Source organism: Spirosoma harenae, assembly GCF_054776975.1.
The window spans coordinates 201,119-224,768 of record NZ_BAAHBD010000010.1 but is presented as its reverse complement, the minus strand read 5'-3'; the positions used below and the strand labels follow the sequence as shown (position 1 = coordinate 224,768).

Here is a 23,650-nt window from a genome sequence, read left to right as displayed (position 1 = left end):
AGAAAGTGGTGTGAGTGAAGTAGGTAGCGCGATGAGTTAGTTATGATCTACATATTTCTCTCCGGCCTTTACAGGTACTGAGAGTGTATTCTCAGGTGGCGGAATAGGGCAAGCGTAGCCAACATTATAAGCACAATATGGATTATAAGCCTCATTAAAATCCAGCACAGCGCGGGTATCAGTTAATTTGGCTGGATCAAGTTCCAGATAACGGCCTCCCCCGTAAGTCTCTTTATTAGATGTACCATCCCGAAAAAGAATGGAATAGGTGTTCTGTAATTTTACGATCAATAGTCGGCAAGTTTCACCTTTGAGACTAAAAACCGCATGAGCAAATTTTTCGTAAACCTCCTCTGAACCGTCACTCATTTTAACGACAAGTTTTTGCGTTTTATCGGCAAACGGTTCGAGCCGGGCAACAACTCGATAAGTAGGATCTGGAGCAAAATAACGTAAACCTGTAAAAGCTTTTTTATCCTGAACAGGTGATTCCGCATCAGTGCGGAAAAATTGATCTTTCTTTGTTCGAGCAGCATCGACCTGCTGGCGATAGGTTTCAGGATTAACAACTTCATCTAATCCATCGGCCGATGTTATGTTACCGCTATCGAAAAATGTATAATAAATTACAAGCAAGGCAATTAGAAAAAGCCCGGTCAGGAAAAATTTATTTTTTATCATATTCTAATTTATTTAGCCTATTGTAACTTTAGGCCAAAAAATGACTAAAAATTAAACCAGTTATTTATTGTGGACTATTTAGCGAAATAGTGGAAATATTGAACGAAAATCATATGTCTTTCTTGAAAAACCGAGTTTTTTGGCTAAATATGTTCTGATTTTTCGCCAAAAAGCTATTTGTAAATCCCTGCTTATACTGATACTCAATAAGGAGATTGTTATCTTTTTAACCCGTTTTTAATATCTTTAAAGCTGCAATAATAACTTTCTCTTTTTCTTAACAAACTTGTACACTACGGATGGCACAACTTTACGAATTAAAGACATTTACATCTGGAAATGGTAACTTAACTGTGTTCGAAGATATCATTCCAGGGGTGATTCAACGTGTCTTTTATATCTACGAAGCTGGTCAGCGTGTTCGTGCGGGCCATCGGCATCATAAAGCTTGGAATGCACTCATTTGTCTAAACGGTAGTTGCCGGGTATATTCAAATAATGGCCGTGAAGAAACCAACTATCAGCTAACTAATCCACGTGAATGCCTGGTACTTTATCCGGAAGATTGGCATATTATGGATGAGTTTTCGAGCGATGCCATTTTACTGGTCGTTTCGAACGAGCCCTACGACAAAGACGATTATATCTACGAACCTTACCCCAATAGTCGGCTGATTATGGCCGATTCCGAATGATTCCATTTCTGGATCTGAAGCGTGTTAACGAACCGCATGAGTTAGCGATTAGAACGGCAACCGAACGTGTACTGAACTCAGGCTGGTACATTTTGGGTCGCGAGGTCGAAGCGTTCGAATCTACGTTTGCAGCTTATTGCAAAACAACGCATTGTATTGGGGTCGCCAACGGACTCGATGCCCTAACGCTGGTATTAAAAGCCTGGAGTTTTCCGACTGATAGTGAAGTGATTGTGGCATCGAATGCCTATATCGCATCTATCTTAAGCATCACACTCGCTGGACTGAAGCCCATTCTGGTCGAGCCTGATCCAAGAACCTATTTATTGGACCCAAATCGCATCGAAGCTGCCATTACACCGCATACCCGGGCAATTTTACCCGTACATCTCTACGGACGCTGTTGCGACATGGCGCCAATCCGGGAGTTAGCAGCGCGTTATCAATTGAAGGTTCTTGAAGATGCAGCTCAGGCACATGGAGCTATGTATCGTAACAAGCGTGCTGGGAATCTGGGTGATGCAGCTGGCTGGAGTTTTTACCCAAGTAAGAATTTAGGCGCTCTTGGCGATGCCGGAGCAATTACAACTAACGACGATGAACTTGCCAAACGACTTCGGGCTTTGCGAAACTACGGATCGTCGCAGAAGTATGTAAATGACTATCAAGGTCATAATAGTAGACTCGATGAATTACAAGCTGCTATATTATCGGCAAAATTGCCCGCGCTCGATCGTGAAAACAAGCGTCGGAGAGCACTAGCGAAACAGTATCTTGCAGGTATCCAGAACCCAACTATTATACTGCCCCCAGCCGACCAGATTGAGCAGGATGTGTGGCACTTGTTTGTGGTTCGCCATCCACAGCGTGACGAATTACAATCGTTTTTGCGGAACAAGGGTATTGCTACCGATGTGCACTATCCAATTCCACCTCATCAACAGCGCGCTTATGCATCGTGGTCTCAACTGGAGTTAACTATTTCGGAACAGTTGCACCGAGAAGTATTGAGCTTACCTTTAAATCCGGTAATGACTGATGATGAAGTAATTTATATCATTGATACAATTAACCAGTTTTAATTAGTGATGAGTGATAAACGATGAATGATGAGTTTGCTGACGCCAGATATCATCGTTCATCACTCATCGTTCATTGCTCCTTTATGACTCTGTCTGTCGTCATTCCAGTCTACAATAGCGAACGAACGATTGGTCCGCTGGTTGAGCATTTGCAGACTTGCCTGAGTGATTGCGTATTTGAAATTGTGCTGGTTAATGATGGAAGTCGCGATCGTTCAGAGGCCGTTTGCAGTAAGTTGGCCGCTAAATTTTTGAATGTTAAACTGGTTTCTTTGAGGAAGAATTTCGGAGAATTTAATGCGGTGCTCTGCGGACTTAATCATACAATTGGCCAATACGCCGTCATTATAGATGATGATTTCCAGAATCCACCCGAAGCTATTTTAACGCTTGTAGAAACGGCTAAAATGGGGCAGTATGATGTTGTATATAGTCGTTACGCCGAAAAACAGCATCACTGGTTCAGAAATCTAGGAAGCTGGCTTGTAAATACACTAACAACTTATTCGATTGGAAAACCACGGAATTTATATCTGTCAAGTTTTAAACTGATTCACCGTGATGTAATTAATGAAATAATCCGTTATCGAGGACCTTATCCTTATATTGATGGATTGATTTTTCGGGTAACTCGAAATGTGGGTAGCGTTGAAGTACCCCATAATGCCCGTTCGGAAGGGCGTTCTAGTTATACGGTCCGAAAACTGATCGCACTATTTCTGAATGTATTTATAGGTTACTCGCTCTGGCCAATTCGACTCTTCACCATAATCGGAGCAGGATTGTTTCTACTGGGCATTATAACCGGTATTATCCTTTTGATCGGCTACGTGACCCGCGCATTCGTTCTGCCGGGCTGGGGAATAGTCGTTTGGGCTATTGGGACCGGATTAGGATTGCAAATGCTTTTTCTGGGCGTACTAGGGGAATATTTAGGTAAATTATTTATGGCCTACAGCGGTCTGCCGCCGTATGTAGAAAAAAGGAGTGCTGAGTGATGAGCGAGGGGTGATAAGTTTGCTGACGCCAATTGACAAACTTATCACTCATCGTTTATCACTCATCGCTCACACGTCTTATGATCGGTCGATCGGAGGAATACGAGAAAATGTTTCAGGTGGAAAGCCAACTGTGGTGGTATCGTCACCTGCACGAACGGGTCGTCGACGTAGTGGAGCGACGCTTTGGTCAGCGACGCGATTTGACGATTTTAGACGTGGGTTGCGGCACGGGCGGCATGCAGGCTTTTCTGCGTCGATGGGGTTATACTAACATTCGAGGAGTTGATGGTTCAAGTGATGCAGTCGCATTTTGCCACGAACGCGGTTTTTCTGTTTCCCTGCTCGATTTAAATGACTTACCTGCGTTCGAGCCTGAAAATCAATATGATGTCATTATTTGTAATGATGTATTCTGTTATTTCCCAGATTCTCAGTTAGTTCCGATTTTAAGGGCAATGAGTAATCGACTGAAAACTAATGGTTTATTAGTCACAAATAATAACGCCTTTAACGTTTTTTGGGGAGAACATGATTTGGCAGTTAAAAGTATGCGACGATTTGTAGTAGCTGACTTTCAGCGTCTTTTGCCGAAGGCAGGTTTATCGATTCGCTACGCGAGCTACTGGAGCTTTATTCTGTCGTTTCTGATTTTACCCATCCGCCAGTGGCAGCGATTACAGCTCAAACTAGGTCGGCGCCAAACTGAAAACCCTGAATCGGATGTGTATTTGCCCAGTCCCTGGATCAATCAAGCACTTTATCGAATTGCTCGAGCGGAGCAAAAAATTCTGGGCCGAACCCCTTTTGGAAGTTCGCTGTTTATGGTAGTCGATAGTCAGGGGCGATAATCAAAAGAGGCTGCTGACTATCGACTCTTGACTAATGACTAGTACGTATGTTTACAGGAATTGTTGAATCAACAGGCCGGGTAGCGGCTATTGAATCGGAGGGAACCAATTTAACCTTCCATATTGAGTCGTCGATGGCTCAGGAGTTGAAAATAGACCAGAGTGTTAGCCATAATGGCGTTTGTCTGACGGTGACCAGTGTTAGCGATGGAAGCTATACCGTTACGGCGGTCGATGAAACCCTCAAAAAGACGAACCTGGGAAACGTAAAAATCGGTGATCGTGTCAATCTGGAGCGATGTATGCCTGCTAATGGTCGTTTCGATGGACATATTGTTCAAGGACACGTTGACCAGACGGGCATTTGTACGTCTGTACAGGACATGGACGGGAGCTGGCTGTTCGATTTTCAGTATCAACCTGATCTGTCCGGGAATATTACAGTCGAAAAAGGGTCTATTTGTATCAACGGCGTCAGTTTAACCGTTTTTAATTCAGAGCCTGATCGTTTTCGGGTGACTATCATTCCTTACACCTACGAGCATACTACATTTAGTGACCTGAACGTTGGTGATGAGGTCAATCTTGAGTTCGATATTGTTGGGAAGTACATCAAAAAAATGTTGGCAAGCTATCAATAAGCGACTTACTTTGTGTTACGTGCACGTACTTCACCCATTTTATTTACTTCCTAATGATTAAAATCAGCACCCGCACCGTCTCTGACCTGCTGATGCAGATTGGTATTATTGTCGCCTTCCTGACAGTTCTGTTTCTGGGTTTTTTCTTCCTTTATCTTCCGTTTACGACCAATCATGGGCAAACGATTACGGTGCCTGATGTATCGGGTCTTAGTGTTGATGAAATGCAGAATCTGCTGGACGACCGTGACCTGCGTTACGAAGTAGAAGATTGCACGTATGTTGCCGGAAAGCCACCGTTAACCGTTTTTCAACAGTATCCGCGAGCAAATGCCAAAGTAAAAGAGGGGCGAAAAATATACATAACCCTGATTAAACGCGTACCACCAATGGTCGCGATGCCTCAATTAACTAGCCTGACTTTTCGGAGTGCTGAGCTGAATTTGCAATCGCTGGGTCTGACGATTGGCGAGCGAATTTATGTTCCCGACGTAGCGAAGAATGCGGTACTGCGTCAATTATACAACGGCAAAGAAATCGCTCCCGGTACCCTCGTTCCAAAGGGCGCAGCAATTGATCTTGAAATTGGCGATGGGCTCGGAAGTACGATGTTTGAGGTTCCTGACGTTGTAGGTAAGCCACTCGATGAGGCCAGGCTAACCATTCAGGGGTCGAATTTGAAAGTCGGCACGATTATTTCTGTTGATGATCCGGAAAAGGAAGTCGGAACCGTAGTTCGACAACGACCCGAAGCTAAGTCTGGTGAACGCATCCGTGTGGGCGAAACAATGGATTTGTGGGTTGTGGGACCAGTTGAGCCGGATCAATAAACGCTTTCCGGCACGAATGCCAAATGAGAATTGCTTTGTCTTGCCAGTTGTATCAATTGTCTATCCGACAAATTTTGTTGGGATTTCTTTCCGCGTTGGCTATTTTCTGGTCAACACAGGTTAGGGCGCAAGCTTCATTACAACTCCCGTTTTTTGATGACTTTGCTGCTTCAACCACTCAACAAAATTCGATGCAGCCCAACACCGCTCGCTGGCAGCCGGGGAGTGGGGTATACATCAACAATACGATGGGCATTGGTCATCCCTCCATCAATATAGCGACGTTCGACGGACTGAGAGCCAATGGGTTACCCTATGTGCGAAACTCGGCATTGGATCAGGGTTATACCGATACGTTGGAGTCGAAGCCCATTAATCTGGCAGGATTGACAGCTAACAGTGGTGTTTACCTGAGTTTCTACTGGCAGGCAAAAGGCTATGGCGAGTTACCCGATCCCGGCGCTATTCAGGTTCAGCGACCTGATACAACCAAACTTCTTCCGGGTGAAAAACCTGGACCTTATGATCAATTGCTGATTCGGAATGGCGATTCGCTGAAAATTTACATCGATACACTGGTTATTCAGCAAGCCGACTCGCTGCTTCTCCAGTTCAAAGGTTCTGACAATATCTGGCGGAATGTCTGGAAGCAAGTAGGAGGGCGAGCCGATAGTACATTTAATCAGGCATTTGTTCAGGTAACCGATGCCAGATACTTCCACAACGGATTTGCTTTCCGTTTTCGCACGTTTGGACGACGTTCGGGTCCTTTCGATACGTGGAATATTGATTACATATATCTGGACAAAGGACGAAATCCATCAAGTGCGCTCTTCAGGTCGATGATTGATATTGCAACGCAGCAGCAATTAACACCGTTGTTGAAACGCTATACTGCTATGCCATTGGCGCAGTATCGACTTGAAAATGAAGTGGCCGATTCGGTAAGTACGGTAATTAATAACCTGATTAACAACCCGACGCCAACCCCTCACCGATTTGTTGTGCGCGATGAGATATCGGGCAGCATTTTGCAGAATGATATTACATCGCCCATTTTCGTAAATGGGGTACAGCGTAGAACGGTAAAGCCTCGTGCGTTCACGTTTGGAAATACACAAACAAGAGCGACGCTTCGATACGAAATTGATCTGGAAACTTCTGATGCTCAGAACCCTATTTTTAGCGCTAATCCTAAAACATTGCTGACTAACGATACCATTTCATCGGTAGCCGTACTCGATAATTACTATGCGTACGACGATGGATCTTGGGAATATGCGTATCAGATTCGTCAGCGCGAGCAGATTGCAGTGCGATTTATCCTGAACAAACCCGATACAGTGGGTAGTGTTCAGGCATGCCTGGTTCCTTTTACGAATGATCAGACCGGGCAACCGTTCGTTATCACCATTTATAGCAACAAGAATGGCAAACCGGGTATAGCGCTTTATCAACAATCCTTCGCTATGCAATATCCAGCTACGAGAAATGGATTTGTCGATTACAAATTCACGCGGAATGTGATTGTGACAGATACATTTTATGTTGGATATCAGCAAATTAGTTCTGCCGATACAACATTGTTACGAATTGGGTTCGATAGAAATAGTCCGTTCGGCGAAAATATTTTTTATAACGGCGGAGCAAACTGGGAACAGAACCTGCGGAAAGACAATGCAGGGAAACCGTTATCATCGTTTCAGATAGCAGGTGCTTTTATGCTTCGGCCAGTTATGGATAAAAAAGGCGTGCTGACACCTACAACCGAACCAGAACCGTTAGCTCTTCTCCGAACTTACCCTAATCCAACGTCTGGCCTGATTCGTTGGAACAGCGACGCGAAACTGACTCGATTGGATGTGTTAACGAGTGGTGGACAAACCTTACTGACACACGAACCAAGTCGAGGGCAGCAAACGTTAGACTTGAGTCATCTGCCCGATGGTTTTTATTTACTCCGGCTTTTTGCCGACCAGCGATCAGTTGTACAGAAATTAATCATTCAACATTAAACTCAGTCGCTAGTCAATGCCATGTAATAACTTACTGTAGACTCTTGACTAGCTACCTATCGACTATTATGGATATTACCGTACAGGAGTTAAAAGAACGACTTGAGAAAGGGGAAAAATTGAATCTGTTCGACGTTCGCGAACCCAACGAATACGAAGAAGATAACATCGGGGCTACGTTGATTCCTCTTGGTGATTTGCCTTATCGTTTAGATGAACTCGACGGATTGCAGGACGAAGAAGTAATAGTACATTGTCGTTCAGGTAAGCGTAGTGGCATGGCCCAGCAAATTCTGGAAGAGAATGGATTCAATAATGTCCGTAATGTAATCGGTGGCATGCTGGCGTACCGAGCGCAATAATATGTATGATGTATGATATAGGGTGTAGGATATAAAACTATCATTATACATCATACATCATACATCTCAAAATTCCCTCCTGATCATCGGGGTGAAACCAACTGTAATTGCCCTGATTGCGAAACCAGGTAAGTTGTCGTTTGGCGTACCGGCGTGAATTGCGCTTAAGTAATTGGACCATTTCCTCACTATTGTACGTGCCATTCAGATACGGAAAAACTTCCTGATAGCCCACAGTCTGTAAGGCTGGCAAATACCGATAAGGCAAAAGTGATCGGGCTTCATCAACAAGTCCGGCTGCCAGCATAGCATCCATGCGGGCTTCAATTCGAGCATACAATTCTTCCCGTGGACGTTCAAGTGCAATCATAATTGATCGGAAAGGACGGTCAATTGACTGCTTTCTGCGGAACGAGGAATAAGGCTGTCCAGTTGCCAGGCATACTTCCAACGCTCTCGTGACCCGGATTGGATTCTGTAAATCGGCTGTCTGCGCATAAATCGGGTCCAATTGGCGCAACTCTTCTTGTAGTACACCCAAGCCTTCCTGCTGTAATCGAAAGTGTAAATTTTCGCGTAGAATAGGGTCTACGGCAGGCATATCGTCTAATCCGAAGCACACTGCATTGATATACAGGCCCGTTCCGCCTGACAAAATAACGACTTCCTGTTGTTCAAATAAATCAGTTAGTATACCTAAACATTCTCGTTCATAACGTCCTGCGTTTATTGAATCCGTTATCGAATGCGAATTGATAAAGTAATGGGGAACGCCATCCATTTCTAAAGGAGTGGGCTTAGCCGTTCCGATAGTCAGTTCTCGATAAAGTTGTCTTGAGTCAGCCGATACAACACAGGTATGCAGATGTTTCGCTAATTGAACGCAGAGAGCGGTCTTTCCAACGGCTGTAGGACCCGCTATAACCAGTAATGTTTTCAATTGATAATCTAACAAATTTATGGCTAACTTACTTATTTACAAGGTAAGAAGATTTTAGGTAAGCCAGGTCTGATAATAAACAGAATGAACGGTATGTTCGTTACTTGACATGAGCAATAACAAGCTATGTATAATCTAAATTGATCGTAGGGTAGAAGCCTAAAATTGGCTAATCCATATAGGTGGAAATTTATTGCTGATTAGCAGGTAGTTACTACAAGAATACCTAATTCTAATTTTAGAAATAATTAATCTGCCGTATACATTAGCTGTAAATATCTATATTTGCTCATATTATTGCAAGTACCTTTTAATCAGACTGTTACATACCAAAAAGTTAGTGCTTTTAGTATCCATGAACGAACAATTCAGTACGCATAATTCTTCAGGTTCTACGCATCTCGCGCTAAAGAAAACATTAGATATTATCTGCGGAAAATGGCGATTATATATTATTTACCAATTGGGTACTAATTCCCGGCGATATGGTGAATTAAGACGCATGATTCCGGAGGTAAGTGAAAAGGTTTTAATTCAGGAACTTAAGGCGTTAGTTGACTTAGGGGTTATTGAAAAGAAATCATATAATGAAGTGCCTCCCCGAGTTGAATATAGCCTGACGGCTAAAGCACAGAAAATACTGCCTAAGTTGATTGAACTTACGTCAATCGGCGAAACTTTCCTGGAACCCTAATTCTATCAACTTTTTTTGATTCCGTATCGTTATTTGTTGAGACAACGAAAACGGATTCAATGAATGTAAACGCTTTTTGCTTATTTGTAGCCATTTGGGGGTTAGGGCAATTGGCCCTGTTTAAGTGGCAGCATATGGACGTGGCGTTACCAGAGTTGTCGGCAAATCAGGTAGTTAACTATGGGCGCAAACAGGCTCCTGAGTATAGTAAAACCCTGCAATTTAACGTGTATAAGTTCAGCGTGACCGCTCCTGACACTGGACGTGTAAGGGAGGCCGTTATTAAAGCTTACCGGGGTGAATTGTTATTGACCAATTTTCGTGTTCGCGTCGATGGCGCACTAACGGGAGCTGAAGTAGCCGATTTGGATAATAATCGCTTCCCTGAACTATACCTGTACAGTACCAGCTACGGAAGTGGATCGTTTGGGAAAGTTTACGCCTGGCAGTTCCTGCCTGAACGTTTGGCCGCTATTACGCTAAAAAACTGGCAATCGCCTGCTGCCCAAGGTTATATGGGGCACGATAGTCTATGGGTCGAGAAGTCGATCCTTTGTCGAAAATACCCTATTTATCAGGCTGGTGATGCGAATGCCGAACCGTCGGGTGGTTCTCGGATGATGCGCTATCAACTACAGGCTATTGGGGCGGGATATACGCTTGTATCTGACGAGTCGATAGTCGATAGTCGATAGCGTCAGTTATTATCGACTACCGACTCGTCAACTATTTTTTTAAAATACTTTGATACCTAGCGAAACGGTGGCGATGCCGAGAAAGCCTTTGATCGTGTTGTCTTTATAAACTCCGCCAACTGGTAGAGCATAGCGGACATCCACGTCCAGAAAACGAATGGGCGTTATACCAACGCCTAGTTCCACAGCATATGTAAAGTCTTTGACTTCTAAATTCTGCGCTTCGTATTTGTTGAGCAGATTCGTTGTACCTGTACTGGCCGGAATAGTTGTTTCAGGAAACGAAACAGCCGCATTCGCATTCAACACTCCGTTGGTGGTTCGAGTGGCCTCTGCTTTCTGAATGAAAATCAAATTAGGCCCAACATAACCGCGTAATTTGCCGTCCATCCATCGCTTACCAATTAAAATTGGTACATCGACTGCTTCCAGAACGGATTGAGAAACGACATTCAAGGAGGCATTCAAAATGCCAGGTTGTACACTAACCGGTAATGCATTGGCAATGGCCGAGCTGGCGTTTATATCGAGGGTAATAGCGCTTTTCTGATTCAATACGAAACGATTGTATGTTGCTTCTGCCTGAATAAAAAAGTTATCGAAGTTCTTGCGAATCCATATTCCGCCTGAATAACCATACCCAATACCGTTATTTTGGTTTTTCAGATCAGGAACAGTTACACTGCCCACCTGTTGTCCAGGAATCGTCGTATAGCCATGCGTAAACGTTCCGCCCCCTTTGATACCTCCCTCAAAACTCGGAATATCTGATTGCGCCATTGCTGCTGATGTAGAAACGCAAAGCAAAACGGCGATTAAAAATTGATTCGATTTCATAAGTAATTTATTGCTGGAGCAGTACGCGACGATAATTGGCTGGATTGACAGTCGGAATTGTTGAACTGTATTTTGCATTGATCCCTTTGATAATTTCATTGGCAACCATTGCATAACCGGCTGGAGTCAGGTGAATCCCATCGAGACTAAACACTCCCCCTTGTATATAAGCTGCCGAATAAGTAATACCGTTTTGAACAAGACCGCCGGATTGGGTCAATTGATCAAAAATGGGATTGATATCGACATAGGCAATTCCCTTGGCATCAGCCTGTGTTTTCATGATCGTATTGAACGCCGTAATCCGACTATTCATAGCCGCTACTTCGCTGGCATCCAATACATATTGATCGGGAACAGGATTAGCCGCACTTAGCCCTACACCCCGGCTAATGAAATTGGTGAGTACAGACGAGATAGATAGTAGAAAATAATCGCCCGCTCCTGACATACGAACACCACCAGGCGCTGATTTAGAAGCAATTGCCAGTCCTGTAAGACCCTGTGATTTTAGCAAATTACCAATCTGGTCGGTAGCGGTTGTGAAATAAGGGGTCTTGATGATATTCGGAATACCAATCACAACCCCTTTACGACCCCCCTCGGTCAATTTGTTCATAATCGCCGTAAAATTGGTAGTAAACAGCGTTGTCGAAGTTAAGCCATTTGGAGCGTTTTCGGCACCTATACCACCAGACGTTGCGTATAAAAGGGCATCGTTGTTACCTAACCAGCAAGAGAAAAAAGTGGCCCCGTTCAGATTGTCACTGGCGTATTGAAAATACGTGGTAGTCTGTGCCTGATCACTTAAGAATCGCTCAAAATAGGGATTTCCTTGTTGGGTTGATCCATAGCCGGCCGTCAGAATGTCGGCTACTTTAATAGACGGTACACCCAGGTTTTGATTTGCGCCCGTAAACTTGGTTAATAAAGCTCCATTAGGGTTGCTTCCCCCTCGTGCAGCACCAGGCGCTACTTGCCCCAACGATGTTGCCAACGACGTTGGATCGGTAGGAGATGGGACTTTAATTAGCTTTAGATACCCAGACCCGGCTGCTTGTGCTTCCGTAAATAGTGGCTGCACAAAATCGCCACCTCCAACAGTTTTAAACTGGCCTGCCAGAATATTCGGGTACGAATTGAGCTGGCTCTCTCGATACAAGCCTGCATCAGCGTAACCCGAAGTTAGTGAATTACCTACAGCCACGTATTTTGTAAAATCGGCGCTTCCTTTGGTAGGCGCCTGGCCTGTACTGCTGCCATTGGGGTCAATGTCATTATTGGTACAGGCATTCATACTAACAAGTATTGCTAGTATCATACTCCCCCAAACGCTATTCTTGATATCCATCCGGATAAAGGGGTTAATTGTATTGAAAATAGACAAATTGTAAAAAAAGAACGCAAAAGTACGGGCTTTCTGTTACCAGGAAACCGATTATCCGTCAAATTCTGGCAATGATCGATACCGTGGAAAACAAACCATAATACGAATATGTTGTTTGTCTTAACTGTGTTCGCGTAATTGCCAGCAGTTAATTGATGTTTCATTCTAAAACTAGCTAATCCAATGGGCCTTTTGTCATTTTTTAAAGGAGTAGGTGAGAAAATTTTTCATAAAGATGAGGTAGCTCCAGCTCCTGCTGAAGCAGAAAAAGTTGAACCAGTTCGTGCGCAGGCACTGCTCGATCACGTAAAGCAGCTTGGACTTTCGTACAATAGCTTGACGGTTAAAACGAAAGGTGATACGGTAACGTTGACTGGTTCCGTTAAAACGCAGGAAGATGCTGAAAAAATTGCGTTAGCTGTTGGAAACGTTGAAGGCGTGTCAGCGGTCGATAACCAATTAACGGTCGATACTCCAGCTCCAGAAGGAAAATACTACACGGTAAAATCAGGGGATTCGCTATCGAAAATTGCTAAAGAAGTTTACGGAGATCCCATGAAATACGGCATTATTTTCGAAGCCAACAAGCCAATGCTGAAAGATCCCGACTTGATTTATCCTGATCAGGTTTTGCGGATTCCACAACTATAAGCCGCTTTTAGCGTACTGTTTATTTATACGGGCTGGGTTTTCTGTATTCTGAACGAATCCGGGAAATCCAGCCCGTGTTACTTATAACGGGCCGACCACTATCGATTAAGCAAATGAGCGGGAATGTCTTACAAACACCAGCAAAGCCTTTCTGCGGCAAAATGCGTTTTGATAGATACGGTGTCGTAGAACGTCTAGAGGAATTGAAGCTGTTTGCTATCTACCACTAGACTCTTTACCCGCAACTTTTCGGCACATGTACAGTTCTATTAGTCTCAACGTAATGGAAAAATCATGGCTGTTCATTTATTATCCTATCTAAAAGAACAATTTACGCCCGCAGTTGTCGATCAGCTAAGTAACGAATTGAATGAATCGTCGGCTACTACGCTAAAAGCTGTTAACGGATCAGTAACAACACTGCTGGGAGTGCTCACACGCAGGATTCAACATACGGGCGGTGCAGCATCGATCCTCACTTTTCTGGACAAAGAAGAATACGTTGATATTCCTCTGGATGTCAGCCAGGCGATTGGCGAGCATCCGGCTACGAGCGAAGCAACCGCAGCTGGTCGTGAATTTCTGGATCATATTTTTGATGATCAACTAACTAAAGCTACTGAGTTGATTGGCTTATATAGTGGCGCAAAACCTCAATCAGTACTCGCCATTCTAGTACAGGCAGGTATGGTATTGATGGGCGTCTTGGGCCGACAGGAGCAGGAAAAAGGACTTACTGCCGAAAGCCTGACTACACTATTGCTGGGCCAGGCTACCGAAATCCGACAAGCATTGCCCAGTGGATTGGAAGGAATAGAAAGTTTATTCGGTTTCAATGAACTAGTAACCCCAATTGGTCCGCAAACCGACGTACAGGGCACTGATAATTTCAGTGGAAATGTTATTAATCCCAATATCCCGAAAAGCGCCGAGGGTGACCGTCGTCATGAAAATGTTCGGTGGTTGCGCTGGGCAATGATCGCTATTCTGATTCTGGTTATTGGACTGATCATTCAGAAGTGTAGCCAGAATCAGAATAGCATAGATGGAGTTAGTACAGACTCGACTGCCCGCGTTGAATCAAATGCCGTTGAAGACACATCTGCGGCTACCAAAGAAAGTATTCGGGAAGCAAATGGTCAGACTACTGACTCCACAGTGCCGGGACCGCTCGGTATTCGCGATTCATCGCAGGTAAAACCAAAGTAGGCTGACAATTACTGGTGGGTCAATCGTGTGCATTCCTTATATTGCCGACGAATTGATTCACTCGGTAATTACCCTTTTATATGTTTGTTGACGCCATTGAACGCGTTGATTTATTTACCCGTCCGCTTCACTCAATTATCCGACTTTATGGGCACGATGGGATTGTGCCAGGTACGGCAACTCTCTTTTTTGTCAATCGGGAAGGCTGTGCCATTACGTGTAAGCACGTTGCTGATTTAGTGGCGCAGGCAGATTCCATTTTTCATAACTACCGGGAATTTCAGGGAGCTCGTAAGGGCGTACTTCGGGAAAAAAATGCAACCTACCTGATTAGCCAACTGGAGGCAAAATATAAGCTAAGTCTTGACACAATCATTCGGATACGGAATAATTTTGTGGGTTGTGTCGATCAATTTAAGCGATTGAGCATCGAGCGGCATCCGACGCAGGATCTGGCCATTCTGCGTTTTGAAGGCTACAATCGTCTGTTATACAGTTCACACGCTACTTTTTTAGGCGATAGTAGCCGCATAAAACCGGGGCGGAGTTTGTGTCGATTAGGTTATCCGTTTCCAGAATTCACCAATTTTCGCTTCAATCCCGCTGTCGATGATATAGAATGGGATGTAGTAGGGCGTACGACGTCTCCTTCGTTTCCAATTGATGGTATTGTGACTCGATTATCAATTGATAATGGAAATGTTTTGGGTATTGAAATGAGCACACCCGGTTTGCGAGGCCAAAGCGGAGGTCCTTTGTTCGATACAAACGGGCTGATTTATGGAATGCAATCGGCAACGAGTCATTTACATCTTGGCTTTGATATTGAAGATCATGAAGTGTTGGTGAATGGTCGAAAAAGGCGAGTTTCCAATTATCCATTTCTCAATGTTGGCCGATGCGTTCATGTCGATGTAATTAAATCATTCCTTCGGGAAAAAGGTGTGAAATTTTATGAAGCATGACAAAAGGAAAAAGCCTCTACGTGTGCATAGAGGCTTTTTCTTGTAGAATAAATATCAATTTAATGATCTAACCAACGCTGCCTTCCAGACTGATTGCCAGCAGTTTCTGTGCTTCGACCGCGAATTCCATAGGCAATTGATTCAGAACTTCTTTGGCATATCCATTGATAATTAAGGCAACAGCCTGTTCCGTCGGAATACCGCGTTGGTTGCAGTAAAACAACTGATCTTCACCAATCTTTGAGGTGGTCGCTTCGTGTTCCACCGTCGCCGATGGATTGTTAACTTCCAGATAAGGGAACGTGTGCGCTCCGCATTTATCACCTAGCAGAAGCGAATCACATTGGGAGTAATTACGGGCGTTTTCGGCTCGTTTCAATACTTGTACTAAACCCCGGTAGGAATTCTGGCTTTTACCCGCCGAAATTCCTTTTGATACGATCCGGCTCTTGGTGTTTTTGCCGATATGGATCATTTTGGTTCCGGTATCGGCCTGTTGCATGTTGTTGGTAACCGCAACCGAATAAAATTCACCAATAGAATTATCGCCTTTCAGAATAACCGACGGATATTTCCACGTAATAGCTGAACCTGTTTCTACCTGCGTCCACGAAATTTTGGCATTCGGACCGTCGCAGATACCACGCTTGGTTACGAAGTTGTAAATGCCACCTTTACCATCTTTATCACCTGGGTACCAGTTCTGTACCGTCGAATATTTGATTTCGGCATTGGCATGAGCGATCAGTTCAACTACGGCTGCGTGGAGCTGGTTTTCGTCGCGCATGGGTGCCGTGCAACCTTCGAGATAACTTACATATGAGCCCTCGTCAGCAATGATCAGTGTCCGTTCGAACTGCCCCGTTCCAGCCGCGTTGATGCGGAAGTATGTAGACAATTCCATGGGGCAGCGAACGCCTTTTGGAATGTAGCAGAATGAACCATCCGTAAATACAGCTGCATTGAGCGCGGCAAAATAGTTGTCTTTAGCAGGAACAACCGAGCCCAGATATTTCTTTACCAACTCAGGATGTTCATGAACCGCTTCGGTAATCGAACAGAAAATAATTCCCCGTTCGGCGAGATCTTTTTTGAACGTAGTCGCTACCGAAACCGAATCCATAACGGCATCAACCGCTACCCGAGGACGGTCACTAGGAGCTGAATCTGTAACGTTTTGATCGACGACACCCGCCAGACGTTTCTGTTCGCTCAGTGAAATACCAAGTCGATTAAAAGTATCCAGTAACTCAGGATCGATCTCGTCGAGTGAGTTAACGGTTTTCTTTTGCTTTGGCGCTGAATAGTACTTAATCGCTTGATAGTCAATCTTTGGATAGTGAACATTCGGCCAGGTAGGTTCGGTCATTTCCTGCCACATCCGAAATGCTTTCAATCGGCTTTCGAGCAGCCATTCAGGCTCAGCCTTCTTTGCAGAAATAAAGCGAATGGTATCTTCATCAAGACCTGGGGGGGCTTCATCAGCCTCAATCAACGTCTCGAATCCGTATTTATACTCGGCGTTGGTAATACTCTCTAAAATTTCAACGTCCTTGCTCATAGTCTCGGTTAATTGCTCTGTAAATGAGTCAGTGCAATATATTTTTAACAATTTGCCGGAGGGGTACGTTCCTGGCAGACTGGACAAATATCGGAAACTTTCCGTTATTTCGGGCATCTCAGCGTCTATAGTCTATCTACTTATGCCTGCTCCCAAAAAACGAATCAATATTGAATTGCATCTTAGCCTATCCGCTACATTTCTAAGTTTAGCCGCCCTGATCGTCTCAGTTTTTCAAACCAAGATTGCCCGGGAGCAGCAACAGGCATCCGTTTGGCCAAGGTTAGCTGTTGAGGCCAGTATTCTTGATAAAAACTTTACCTATACCATTGCCAATCAAGGCGTAGGGCCTGCGGTTATAAAAAAAGTGACTGTAAGCTATCAGGGAATCGTTTACCCTTCGCTTTATGCACTTATGATGCGCCATACCGGACCGTTGAATGGTGGCTTTTTTCACCGGGATTTACAGTCGGAGGGGGTTCTAAAAGCGGGCGATGAAGTGAATATATTTAATCTGGCTAGAAATGATGAAGCATTGAGTAGCAAATTAGGCGATGTCGTGAGTGACACGTCGTTTCATCTTCGGGTTCACTATGCTGATGTGTATGGCAACTGCTGGCTTCTCGACCGGAATAAAGTGGTAGAGTTGAGTGATTGTCCAGAACCTTAACGAAAAATGCCCATTACTTCTAGTAATGGGCATTTTTCTATTACGTTGAGTAAATCAGAAATTACTTGAGTGTTACGTTGATCTTGCTGTAATACAGCGTCGTTAGTCCTTCAAAGCCTGAGTCGGTGCCAACAAGAAGCCAGAGTTCACCTTTATCATTGCTCTTCACTGAAAACGGCGTATCGGCATTGGAACGCTTGATAAGCGAGTAGGTTTCGGTACCGTCTTCGGTGGCAATATTGCCCAATCGAACAGCGTCTTTCCCGTCATTGTTCTGTGCACCTTTATCGATGTTGAGCGAATAGAATCCATCCTTCAACTCTTTTACAGGCTCAATAGCAGAAGCCCCTGCTTTCAACCAGACGCTGCTCCCAGGTGATCCGCCAATACCTACAGAATTTTCTGGATATTGCGATGCCAATTCGATGTCATAAACGAGTTTGTACTCTGTACTGGGTTGTAATCCAACTACCTTCTTTTTCAGGAACATAAACGCGTCGTCGCTACGGTTCATGCTCGACAGCATTAATGATTTACGGGTTGTATCCAATGGGGAAGGTAATCCTTTCCATGCTGCTTTGAACTCCATAATGTCGCTCTGTGGAGTGCCATAATCGGTAATATCGGCTGTCCAGCCGTCGGCGCCCTGCTGAAAAGCGGATTGATAGGGGAGACCAGGTCCTACCGGAACACTGTCCTGACTGCAAGCGGAAAAGAGGAAGACACTGCCCGCCAAAACGGACGATAACCACAACGTTGATTTCATTATTAACTTGGTTTGTTTCCTCTATTGACTCCGCAAAGTTGATGACCGTTGTAAACTTTCGTGAAAATTATCGCAGCCGACCCCGCCCAGAATCATCTAAACCGCGTAGGGCTAGGTAGAAGCCAATAACGTAAATCAACTGATTACCAGCGCCCGACCAGTCTTCTTTCAGGGAGGTTCCGAACAATAAAGCACCCATTAAAATACCACCTAAAAAATATCCCCATTTGCCGAATTTGCCGCCCAGTAGAATCAAGACACCAATCGAAAACTCTAGAAATGGGAGTGTATACAAGAACGCTTTTATGGCGATGGGCGGAAGCATTGTTGTAGCAAATCCTGCTTCCGTTTTCGCGACAAACGCAGCCAATTTCGGAATGCGAACGAGCCCGTGCATAAGCATGTTAATTCCCAGACCAATACGGATAACGATTTGGGCTAACGCATTGGCTTTCATTCGTCCTCGTTGTTGGTTAATTCCAGATCGCCATCTTCTACTTCTTCTTCGGCGAGTAGATCGTCATTGGTGCCATTACCGCCACCAGAATCTGGTACTTCCGCTTTTTCAGGTTCCGGTCCTGACGCAGTCACAGGACTCAGTTGTGCAACCTGAGGAATCCCAGCGTTTGATTCTTCGCCCTGCGCCAATAGCTGAACGACCCCCTGGTTGTCATCCTCGGCTGGATTGTATGTTTTATTATCGTTCGGATTCATCGATTTGGGTGATATGTTAGTAGACCAAACCTAAAAGGTTTCCAAAACCTTTTAGGTTTATTATGAACTTGAGCGAGTTACGTGACCGCCTAACGCATAGTTATCATCCTGATGATGATCGTGTTCGCCGGTTGGGTCACCGTCTTCATCAGTGGGTTCGTCATATAATTCTTCGTCGGGTTCGTCGTCAGCCATATCTTCGTCCAGCCCATCTTCTTCGTCTACGGCTGGGCCAGCTTCATTTCGGAAAATATCGGGATCAATGCGATCCATCCGGGAGCCTATAACTCCAGTATCGGTAGCCGTGGGATAATCTATCAGCGTTTTCATAGTTGTTGAGTTGTTGGTTTATAAAGAGATAACCCGGTAGAATAGAGAAAGGTTAGACTTCTTTTAAACTTGAAACCAGAAACTCGAAACGAAAGACCTATGAAACGATTTTTACTTTTTTTTTGCCTGCTGGTAGCTACAATCTGCCATTCGCAACCATCCCGCGAACCATTATTTACCTCATTCGATGGCACCAAAATTCATTACGATATATTAGGCGAAGGGAAACCAGTTGTTTTGTTGCATGGCTTTATCAGCACCAGCGAAAGTTGGAAACGATCTGCTGTTCGACAGGCATTGGCTGATGCGGGTTTCAAAGTTGTCATGCTGGATTTACGCGGTAATGGCTTGTCGGATAAACCTCACACAGCCGAAGCTTACCGCGACAATATGGAGTTGAAGGACGTAATGGCCCTGATGAAACACCTTGGCCTGAAAAACTATGATGTAGTTGGCTATTCACGCGGTGCCATTCTGACGGCTAAATTGCTAACCATGGATAAGCAGGTTCGGCGGGCAGTGATGGGGGGAATCAGCGTCGACTTCTCCGATCCAAACTGGATTCGACGCAAAAATTTCTTCGAAGCGTTGACCAAACCTGGAAGCCATCCCGAACTGCAGCCCGCCGTCGATAATGCGAAAAAAGCAGGTGCTGATACCGTTGTGCTGGCTCGTTTACAGGAATTTCAACCTGTTACCAGCAAAGCAGAATTAGCTAAAATCAAGATTCCAGTGTTAGTGGTCAACGGTGATCAGGATATGGATAATGGTGACCCGCAAACGTTGGTAGACGCTATACCCGGTTCACGTTTAGTCATTGTGCCGGGGAATCATGGAGGAGCCATGCGGACCCCTGAGTTTGCGAAAGCCGTCGTCGACTTTCTGGCAAAGTAATCGTTACTATTTTTAACAGGAGCAGCGATGATGATTCGGTTAGTTTTACCGATCTCTCAATAGGCGCTTATATGAAGATTACCGCACTGATTAGCTTGTTATTGATCATTCCTGGTTTAGTCTGGGCGCAGAAAACCGGAACGACGTTTCGCAATACGAAAGATAGCTCCGTCAACTACTATTTAACCGTTGAACCTGTCGGAACGCCGAAAGGACTTTTAGTATTACTGCCGGGATTTGGTGAACTACCCGAAGCGGCCTACGGAGAAACGGATTTGCCAAAAGAAGCCGCCAAACGTGGCCTGCTAACGGCTATCATTACGCTCCAACAAGGCTGGCAATCCTTCTATATTGATGAGGTTTCTCAACAGACGATTGGTGAGGTAATTAAAGAAATTCAGGATCGTTATAAACTGGCTGGTAAAAAGCTTTATTTAGGTGGTTTCTCGTTGGGCGGAAGCGGTGTTGTCCGATACGCCGAACGGGCTAGTGCTAATGCAAACTTACCGAAGCCTAACGCTATCTTTGCAGCTGATCCTCCACTGGATTTTGTTCGGTTCTATGAAGCGGCTTTGCATCAGCGTAAATACGGAAAAGTGGCTGTAGCGGTAAATGAAGCGGCTTTTCTAATTGACCGGATGGATAAAGAATTTGGTGGATCACCAGCTAAACAATTTTCGCAGTATATAGCTTTCGCGCCTTACTGCCGCGCTGATACGACAAATCGGAATGCTGATCTGTTGAAAACTATGCCCATTCGATTGATCAGTGAACCCGATCTGGTTTGGCAACTAACAGAACGGAGCCGGGATGTGTATGATCTGAATACTATTGACTGCGTAGGCCTAATCAATTATCTACGAACGATTGGCAATACAAATGCAGCTTATGTGCCCACATCTGGGAGAGGCTATCGCAAACAGCAAAAGACCCGCAATCCGCATTCATGGTCGATCATTGATCCGAAAGAAACATTGAACTGGCTACTAAATTACTAACCATGTCTAGCCAAAATAACCATATTGGCTTTCATAACGGACGGAATAATAAGAAAACTAAAACCGTGAAGATGATACTTAGCCAGGGCGTTAATCCAAGTCGGTAACTGCGAATAAAGTGCTGACCGATCATTAAGGCGTAGCCGATCAGGATAAGGGGGGACTGATTAATAGCATAGCCAATGGTCATGATGGACATACCAACTAACAGGCTCATTCCCAGATGGCCTATATAATCGAATAACTCTTCAAGGTAATTGCCGGATCGCTGTGCCAGCAGGTATAAAGAAACTGTCAGAATTTGCGCTGGAACTAATAGGAAAAAGGTTGATGGCCATTTAGGCCCGATTATAGAAAGAGTACTTATAAGCGTAAAAACGACAAGTATAAACAGGATTCGTAGCTTCAAACTAAAGTCAGGCTGGAGATCTAATAATTGCCATCGTCCAGGAGGAGATGTGATGATAATACGCCGGTTGTAGGAAATAAACGCGTATATTTTTCGAAGCAATAAGTTAAACCAATTCAGCGACAGGAGTTTTGCAGTGGACTGATTTCGCTGTCCCAATGCATAAATCCAGGTATCTACCCCATAAAGCGTTTCACCCCCATCAAGATCAATTAGCGGTATTTCATGCCGGGCTCGTTGCAAGTCTAAACGATCAACAAGTGTTTTATCGGCTAATTGATTCCCGCCAATGCGCTGAAGACAACCACTCTCATCGGCAGATACCATACCTTTTGTATAAAGTCGACACATTGGGCAACTATCATCATAGATAATTAACTTTTTCATGTCTTTGTAAATTTTGAATTTTCAGAAATAATTGAAATTGTAGAGCAAAAAAATTATCGAAACACAGACAGAAACTGCCCAATCAACCAATTCTCTTCCGCTTTAATAACCGCGTTGAGCGTATTATCAGCAAAACCAACTACATTACCCAAGCCTTCCATTACACGCTGAAATTCAGCAGCTTCAGGTGTATCAGTCGGGACGGTTTTCAGTTCATTTAATATTTCGATCACAGGCGTTATTTCCCGACGACGGCGCTCTTTAGCCACTTGGCGGGCCACTTTCCAGATGTCTTTTTCTGCCATAAAGAATTCACGTCGTTCACCCGGTTTAAGCTGCTTGTAAATCAGTCCCCAATCCATCAGATCCCGAAGGTTCATGCTGGCGTTACCCCGCGAAATTTGTAACTGTTCCATGACATCCTCGGTGGCCAGTGGTTCAGGGGAGATTAGTAATAAGGCATGTAGTTGGGCCATTGATCGATTGATGCCCCACTGAGTAGCCAGTGTTCCCCAGGTATGAATGAATTTATCTTTTGCCTCGTCGAATGTCATGCTCAAAGGTAAATGAATGTTTTTGTACTTTCAAAATATTTTGAAAGATTTATGTAGCTGTATAATCGACACAAGATAAATTGACTTTTACGTTAAACCTTTAATACGCAAAAACTCATTTGGATTAGGGCAAATGGCCAGGAATTTGGCTCGATCGTTCACCGAGCAAACACCCGGAAAATCGCCCTTTCGGCCTAGAAGATTATTCATAAGCTGGAAATGCAGGTGTGGCGGCCAATCTCCATTTTCGGGATAGGGACCAATCGCTCCAATTGGTTCTCCGGCGTTAACAATCTTTCCTTCGTACAACCCTTCCAGCGACTGGCGTGTCAGGTGGCCATAGAGTGAATAGCGGGCAAAATCGGATTGGGGATGTTCTAGAATAATGGTTGGACCATAGTCGCCGAAATTGGCATTGTCCTGGAAACTGTGAACGGTAGCGTCCATTGGCGCAAAAACGGGCGTTCCTGCTTTGGCCCAGAAATCTATACCAAGATGAATTTCGCGCGGCTCTTCATCCGACGTATTGAAATGCGCACTTCGACGGTAAATGATTCGATGTTCGTTGTAGCCACCTACGCCAACCTTAGCTCCAGCGGCTGATAGTTTCCCGAAAACGTAATTGGTAAACATAGCCGTGTCCGTGAGGTCGAGCGTAAGCAGGTCCGGATTTGTAGCTGAGAAGTCAAGAATGAGGTACGAACCTTTCTGAAAATCGAAGGGAAGCAGCATGAGTAAGGCTAGGTATATGGCGAAATAGGACGAACTTTTCATCCTACTAAATCCTATTGATGCTTTCGGCGGATAAGAGTATATTTACAGTTATTTTGTTCG

At 44.5% G+C, this 23,650-nt stretch carries 28 protein-coding genes; 16 read left to right on the top strand and 12 right to left on the bottom strand.

What is annotated here, in order from left to right:
• Window positions 1–36 precede the first annotated feature (36 nt).
• Complete coding sequence (locus ACYVE4_RS14910) at window positions 37–681, bottom strand: DUF1684 domain-containing protein (protein ID WP_461040949.1); 645 nt, start codon at window positions 679–681, stop codon at window positions 37–39.
• Between the two features lie 299 nt (window positions 682–980).
• Here ACYVE4_RS14910 and ACYVE4_RS14905 point away from each other — a divergent pair, with 299 nt between their 5' ends.
• From ACYVE4_RS14905 to ACYVE4_RS14870, 8 genes are all read left to right on the top strand, one after another.
• A complete protein-coding gene (locus ACYVE4_RS14905) occupies window positions 981–1,376 on the top strand; it encodes a sugar 3,4-ketoisomerase (protein WP_461040948.1) in 396 nt (131 codons plus the stop codon).
• Window positions 1,373–2,458 carry a DegT/DnrJ/EryC1/StrS family aminotransferase gene (locus tag ACYVE4_RS14900; RefSeq protein ID WP_461040947.1) on the top strand — a complete coding sequence of 362 codons (1,086 nt, stop codon included), beginning with the start codon at window positions 1,373–1,375 and terminating at the stop codon, window positions 2,456–2,458. The genes ACYVE4_RS14905 and ACYVE4_RS14900 overlap by 4 nt, the downstream gene beginning before the upstream one ends.
• A gap of 83 nt (window positions 2,459–2,541) precedes the next feature.
• The gene (locus ACYVE4_RS14895) at window positions 2,542–3,456 is read left to right on the top strand and encodes a glycosyltransferase family 2 protein (protein WP_461040946.1); all 915 of its coding nucleotides are present in this window, start codon (window positions 2,542–2,544) and stop codon (window positions 3,454–3,456) included.
• An 80-nt stretch (window positions 3,457–3,536) separates the two neighbouring features.
• A complete protein-coding gene (locus ACYVE4_RS14890; RefSeq protein ID WP_461040945.1) occupies window positions 3,537–4,307 on the top strand; it encodes a class I SAM-dependent DNA methyltransferase in 771 nt (256 codons plus the stop codon).
• A gap of 47 nt (window positions 4,308–4,354) precedes the next feature.
• Complete coding sequence (locus tag ACYVE4_RS14885; RefSeq protein ID WP_461040944.1) at window positions 4,355–4,948, top strand: riboflavin synthase; 594 nt, start codon at window positions 4,355–4,357, stop codon at window positions 4,946–4,948.
• Between the two features lie 53 nt (window positions 4,949–5,001).
• Entirely contained in the window at window positions 5,002–5,778 is a 777-nt protein-coding gene (locus ACYVE4_RS14880) for a PASTA domain-containing protein (protein WP_461040943.1), read from the top strand.
• 23 nt (window positions 5,779–5,801) lie between these two features.
• Window positions 5,802–7,793 (top strand): T9SS type A sorting domain-containing protein, encoded by a 1,992-nt coding sequence (locus tag ACYVE4_RS14875; protein WP_461040942.1) that lies wholly within the window; start codon window positions 5,802–5,804, stop codon window positions 7,791–7,793.
• A gap of 68 nt (window positions 7,794–7,861) precedes the next feature.
• On the top strand, window positions 7,862–8,155 hold the full coding sequence (locus tag ACYVE4_RS14870) for a rhodanese-like domain-containing protein (protein WP_461040941.1): 294 nt from the start codon (window positions 7,862–7,864) through the stop codon (window positions 8,153–8,155).
• 43 nt (window positions 8,156–8,198) lie between these two features.
• On the opposite strand, the gene miaA is transcribed toward ACYVE4_RS14870, so the two are convergent.
• Complete coding sequence (gene miaA / locus ACYVE4_RS14865; RefSeq protein ID WP_461040940.1) at window positions 8,199–9,095, bottom strand: tRNA (adenosine(37)-N6)-dimethylallyltransferase MiaA; 897 nt, start codon at window positions 9,093–9,095, stop codon at window positions 8,199–8,201.
• A gap of 355 nt (window positions 9,096–9,450) precedes the next feature.
• Here miaA and ACYVE4_RS14860 point away from each other — a divergent pair, with 355 nt between their 5' ends.
• Complete coding sequence (locus tag ACYVE4_RS14860; RefSeq protein ID WP_461040939.1) at window positions 9,451–9,789, top strand: winged helix-turn-helix transcriptional regulator; 339 nt, start codon at window positions 9,451–9,453, stop codon at window positions 9,787–9,789.
• Between the two features lie 59 nt (window positions 9,790–9,848).
• Window positions 9,849–10,484: a hypothetical protein gene (locus ACYVE4_RS14855; protein WP_461040938.1), complete on the top strand. Its 636-nt coding sequence runs from the start codon at window positions 9,849–9,851 to the stop codon at window positions 10,482–10,484.
• A 39-nt stretch (window positions 10,485–10,523) separates the two neighbouring features.
• Here the strand turns inward: ACYVE4_RS14855 and ACYVE4_RS14850 are convergent, their stop codons facing one another.
• On the bottom strand, window positions 10,524–11,321 hold the full coding sequence (locus ACYVE4_RS14850) for an outer membrane beta-barrel protein (RefSeq protein ID WP_461040937.1): 798 nt from the start codon (window positions 11,319–11,321) through the stop codon (window positions 10,524–10,526).
• A gap of 7 nt (window positions 11,322–11,328) precedes the next feature.
• On the bottom strand, window positions 11,329–12,618 hold the full coding sequence (locus ACYVE4_RS14845; RefSeq protein ID WP_461040936.1) for an SGNH/GDSL hydrolase family protein: 1,290 nt from the start codon (window positions 12,616–12,618) through the stop codon (window positions 11,329–11,331).
• A gap of 273 nt (window positions 12,619–12,891) precedes the next feature.
• Here ACYVE4_RS14845 and lysM point away from each other — a divergent pair, with 273 nt between their 5' ends.
• The 3 genes from lysM (at window position 12,892) to ACYVE4_RS14830 (ending at window position 15,533) form a co-directional block, all read left to right on the top strand.
• Window positions 12,892–13,359, top strand: coding sequence for a peptidoglycan-binding protein LysM (lysM, locus tag ACYVE4_RS14840; RefSeq protein ID WP_461040935.1), 468 nt, complete (start codon window positions 12,892–12,894; stop codon window positions 13,357–13,359).
• Window positions 13,360–13,653: 294 nt separating this feature from the next.
• Complete coding sequence (locus tag ACYVE4_RS14835) at window positions 13,654–14,568, top strand: DUF937 domain-containing protein (protein ID WP_461040934.1); 915 nt, start codon at window positions 13,654–13,656, stop codon at window positions 14,566–14,568.
• An 80-nt stretch (window positions 14,569–14,648) separates the two neighbouring features.
• Entirely contained in the window at window positions 14,649–15,533 is an 885-nt protein-coding gene (locus ACYVE4_RS14830) for a trypsin-like peptidase domain-containing protein (protein WP_461040933.1), read from the top strand.
• 67 nt (window positions 15,534–15,600) lie between these two features.
• On the opposite strand, the gene sufB is transcribed toward ACYVE4_RS14830, so the two are convergent.
• Window positions 15,601–17,094, bottom strand: coding sequence for a Fe-S cluster assembly protein SufB (gene sufB / locus ACYVE4_RS14825; protein ID WP_461040932.1), 1,494 nt, complete (start codon window positions 17,092–17,094; stop codon window positions 15,601–15,603).
• 142 nt (window positions 17,095–17,236) lie between these two features.
• Here sufB and ACYVE4_RS14820 point away from each other — a divergent pair, with 142 nt between their 5' ends.
• Window positions 17,237–17,764 (top strand): hypothetical protein, encoded by a 528-nt coding sequence (locus tag ACYVE4_RS14820; RefSeq protein ID WP_461040931.1) that lies wholly within the window; start codon window positions 17,237–17,239, stop codon window positions 17,762–17,764.
• Between the two features lie 61 nt (window positions 17,765–17,825).
• Here ACYVE4_RS14820 and ACYVE4_RS14815 read toward each other — a convergent pair whose 3' ends face one another.
• The 4 genes from ACYVE4_RS14815 to ACYVE4_RS14800 all read right to left on the bottom strand — a co-directional run bounded on the left by ACYVE4_RS14815 (window position 17,826) and on the right by ACYVE4_RS14800 (window position 19,574).
• Window positions 17,826–18,530 (bottom strand): hypothetical protein, encoded by a 705-nt coding sequence (locus ACYVE4_RS14815; RefSeq protein ID WP_461040930.1) that lies wholly within the window; start codon window positions 18,528–18,530, stop codon window positions 17,826–17,828.
• 67 nt (window positions 18,531–18,597) lie between these two features.
• Window positions 18,598–18,987, bottom strand: a complete 390-nt coding sequence (locus ACYVE4_RS14810) for a DoxX family protein (protein ID WP_461040929.1) — start codon at window positions 18,985–18,987, stop codon at window positions 18,598–18,600.
• The gene (locus ACYVE4_RS14805; RefSeq protein ID WP_461040928.1) at window positions 18,984–19,244 is read right to left on the bottom strand and encodes a hypothetical protein; all 261 of its coding nucleotides are present in this window, start codon (window positions 19,242–19,244) and stop codon (window positions 18,984–18,986) included. The genes ACYVE4_RS14810 and ACYVE4_RS14805 overlap by 4 nt, the downstream gene beginning before the upstream one ends.
• Window positions 19,245–19,304: 60 nt before the next feature.
• A complete protein-coding gene (locus ACYVE4_RS14800) occupies window positions 19,305–19,574 on the bottom strand; it encodes a hypothetical protein (RefSeq protein WP_461040927.1) in 270 nt (89 codons plus the stop codon).
• A gap of 99 nt (window positions 19,575–19,673) precedes the next feature.
• Here ACYVE4_RS14800 and ACYVE4_RS14795 point away from each other — a divergent pair, with 99 nt between their 5' ends.
• The gene (locus ACYVE4_RS14795) at window positions 19,674–20,468 is read left to right on the top strand and encodes an alpha/beta fold hydrolase (RefSeq protein ID WP_461040926.1); all 795 of its coding nucleotides are present in this window, start codon (window positions 19,674–19,676) and stop codon (window positions 20,466–20,468) included.
• A gap of 71 nt (window positions 20,469–20,539) precedes the next feature.
• Window positions 20,540–21,466: a hypothetical protein gene (locus tag ACYVE4_RS14790; protein WP_461040925.1), complete on the top strand. Its 927-nt coding sequence runs from the start codon at window positions 20,540–20,542 to the stop codon at window positions 21,464–21,466.
• A 31-nt stretch (window positions 21,467–21,497) separates the two neighbouring features.
• On the opposite strand, the gene ACYVE4_RS14785 is transcribed toward ACYVE4_RS14790, so the two are convergent.
• From ACYVE4_RS14785 to ACYVE4_RS14775, 3 genes are all read right to left on the bottom strand, one after another.
• Window positions 21,498–22,262 (bottom strand): thiol-disulfide oxidoreductase DCC family protein, encoded by a 765-nt coding sequence (locus tag ACYVE4_RS14785; protein ID WP_461040924.1) that lies wholly within the window; start codon window positions 22,260–22,262, stop codon window positions 21,498–21,500.
• A gap of 53 nt (window positions 22,263–22,315) precedes the next feature.
• The gene (locus tag ACYVE4_RS14780) at window positions 22,316–22,816 is read right to left on the bottom strand and encodes a GbsR/MarR family transcriptional regulator (protein WP_461040923.1); all 501 of its coding nucleotides are present in this window, start codon (window positions 22,814–22,816) and stop codon (window positions 22,316–22,318) included.
• A gap of 87 nt (window positions 22,817–22,903) precedes the next feature.
• Entirely contained in the window at window positions 22,904–23,548 is a 645-nt protein-coding gene (locus ACYVE4_RS14775) for a peptidoglycan DD-metalloendopeptidase family protein (RefSeq protein WP_461040922.1), read from the bottom strand.
• Window positions 23,549–23,650: the final 102 nt, after the last annotated feature.

Excerpts from the sequence above, each read along its gene's own strand:
- ACYVE4_RS14780 (WP_461040923.1), bottom strand. The coding sequence starts at position 22,816 with ATGACATTCGACGAGGCAAAAGATAAATTCATTCATACCTGGGGAACA.
- ACYVE4_RS14845 (WP_461040936.1), bottom strand. The coding sequence starts at position 12,618 with ATGAATGCCTGTACCAATAATGACATTGACCCCAATGGCAGCAGTACA.
- ACYVE4_RS14900 (WP_461040947.1), top strand. The coding sequence starts at position 1,373 with ATGATTCCATTTCTGGATCTGAAGCGTGTTAACGAACCGCATGAGTTA.
- ACYVE4_RS14905 (WP_461040948.1), top strand. The coding sequence starts at position 981 with ATGGCACAACTTTACGAATTAAAGACATTTACATCTGGAAATGGTAAC.
- ACYVE4_RS14885 (WP_461040944.1), top strand. The coding sequence starts at position 4,355 with ATGTTTACAGGAATTGTTGAATCAACAGGCCGGGTAGCGGCTATTGAA.
- sufB (WP_461040932.1), bottom strand. The coding sequence starts at position 17,094 with ATGAGCAAGGACGTTGAAATTTTAGAGAGTATTACCAACGCCGAGTAT.
- ACYVE4_RS14870 (WP_461040941.1), top strand. The coding sequence starts at position 7,862 with ATGGATATTACCGTACAGGAGTTAAAAGAACGACTTGAGAAAGGGGAA.
- ACYVE4_RS14800 (WP_461040927.1), bottom strand. The coding sequence starts at position 19,574 with ATGAAAACGCTGATAGATTATCCCACGGCTACCGATACTGGAGTTATA.
- ACYVE4_RS14775 (WP_461040922.1), bottom strand. The coding sequence starts at position 23,548 with ATGCTGCTTCCCTTCGATTTTCAGAAAGGTTCGTACCTCATTCTTGAC.
- ACYVE4_RS14830 (WP_461040933.1), top strand. The coding sequence starts at position 14,649 with ATGTTTGTTGACGCCATTGAACGCGTTGATTTATTTACCCGTCCGCTT.
- ACYVE4_RS14875 (WP_461040942.1), top strand. The coding sequence starts at position 5,802 with ATGAGAATTGCTTTGTCTTGCCAGTTGTATCAATTGTCTATCCGACAA.
- ACYVE4_RS14785 (WP_461040924.1), bottom strand. The coding sequence starts at position 22,262 with ATGAAAAAGTTAATTATCTATGATGATAGTTGCCCAATGTGTCGACTT.
- ACYVE4_RS14895 (WP_461040946.1), top strand. The coding sequence starts at position 2,542 with ATGACTCTGTCTGTCGTCATTCCAGTCTACAATAGCGAACGAACGATT.
- ACYVE4_RS14790 (WP_461040925.1), top strand. The coding sequence starts at position 20,540 with ATGAAGATTACCGCACTGATTAGCTTGTTATTGATCATTCCTGGTTTA.
- lysM (WP_461040935.1), top strand. The coding sequence starts at position 12,892 with ATGGGCCTTTTGTCATTTTTTAAAGGAGTAGGTGAGAAAATTTTTCAT.
- ACYVE4_RS14860 (WP_461040939.1), top strand. The coding sequence starts at position 9,451 with ATGAACGAACAATTCAGTACGCATAATTCTTCAGGTTCTACGCATCTC.
- ACYVE4_RS14850 (WP_461040937.1), bottom strand. The coding sequence starts at position 11,321 with ATGAAATCGAATCAATTTTTAATCGCCGTTTTGCTTTGCGTTTCTACA.
- ACYVE4_RS14810 (WP_461040929.1), bottom strand. The coding sequence starts at position 18,987 with ATGAAAGCCAATGCGTTAGCCCAAATCGTTATCCGTATTGGTCTGGGA.
- ACYVE4_RS14890 (WP_461040945.1), top strand. The coding sequence starts at position 3,537 with ATGATCGGTCGATCGGAGGAATACGAGAAAATGTTTCAGGTGGAAAGC.
- ACYVE4_RS14795 (WP_461040926.1), top strand. The coding sequence starts at position 19,674 with ATGAAACGATTTTTACTTTTTTTTTGCCTGCTGGTAGCTACAATCTGC.
- ACYVE4_RS14910 (WP_461040949.1), bottom strand. The coding sequence starts at position 681 with ATGATAAAAAATAAATTTTTCCTGACCGGGCTTTTTCTAATTGCCTTG.
- ACYVE4_RS14855 (WP_461040938.1), top strand. The coding sequence starts at position 9,849 with ATGAATGTAAACGCTTTTTGCTTATTTGTAGCCATTTGGGGGTTAGGG.
- ACYVE4_RS14835 (WP_461040934.1), top strand. The coding sequence starts at position 13,654 with ATGGCTGTTCATTTATTATCCTATCTAAAAGAACAATTTACGCCCGCA.
- ACYVE4_RS14815 (WP_461040930.1), bottom strand. The coding sequence starts at position 18,530 with ATGAAATCAACGTTGTGGTTATCGTCCGTTTTGGCGGGCAGTGTCTTC.
- ACYVE4_RS14820 (WP_461040931.1), top strand. The coding sequence starts at position 17,237 with ATGCCTGCTCCCAAAAAACGAATCAATATTGAATTGCATCTTAGCCTA.
- ACYVE4_RS14805 (WP_461040928.1), bottom strand. The coding sequence starts at position 19,244 with ATGAATCCGAACGATAATAAAACATACAATCCAGCCGAGGATGACAAC.
- ACYVE4_RS14880 (WP_461040943.1), top strand. The coding sequence starts at position 5,002 with ATGATTAAAATCAGCACCCGCACCGTCTCTGACCTGCTGATGCAGATT.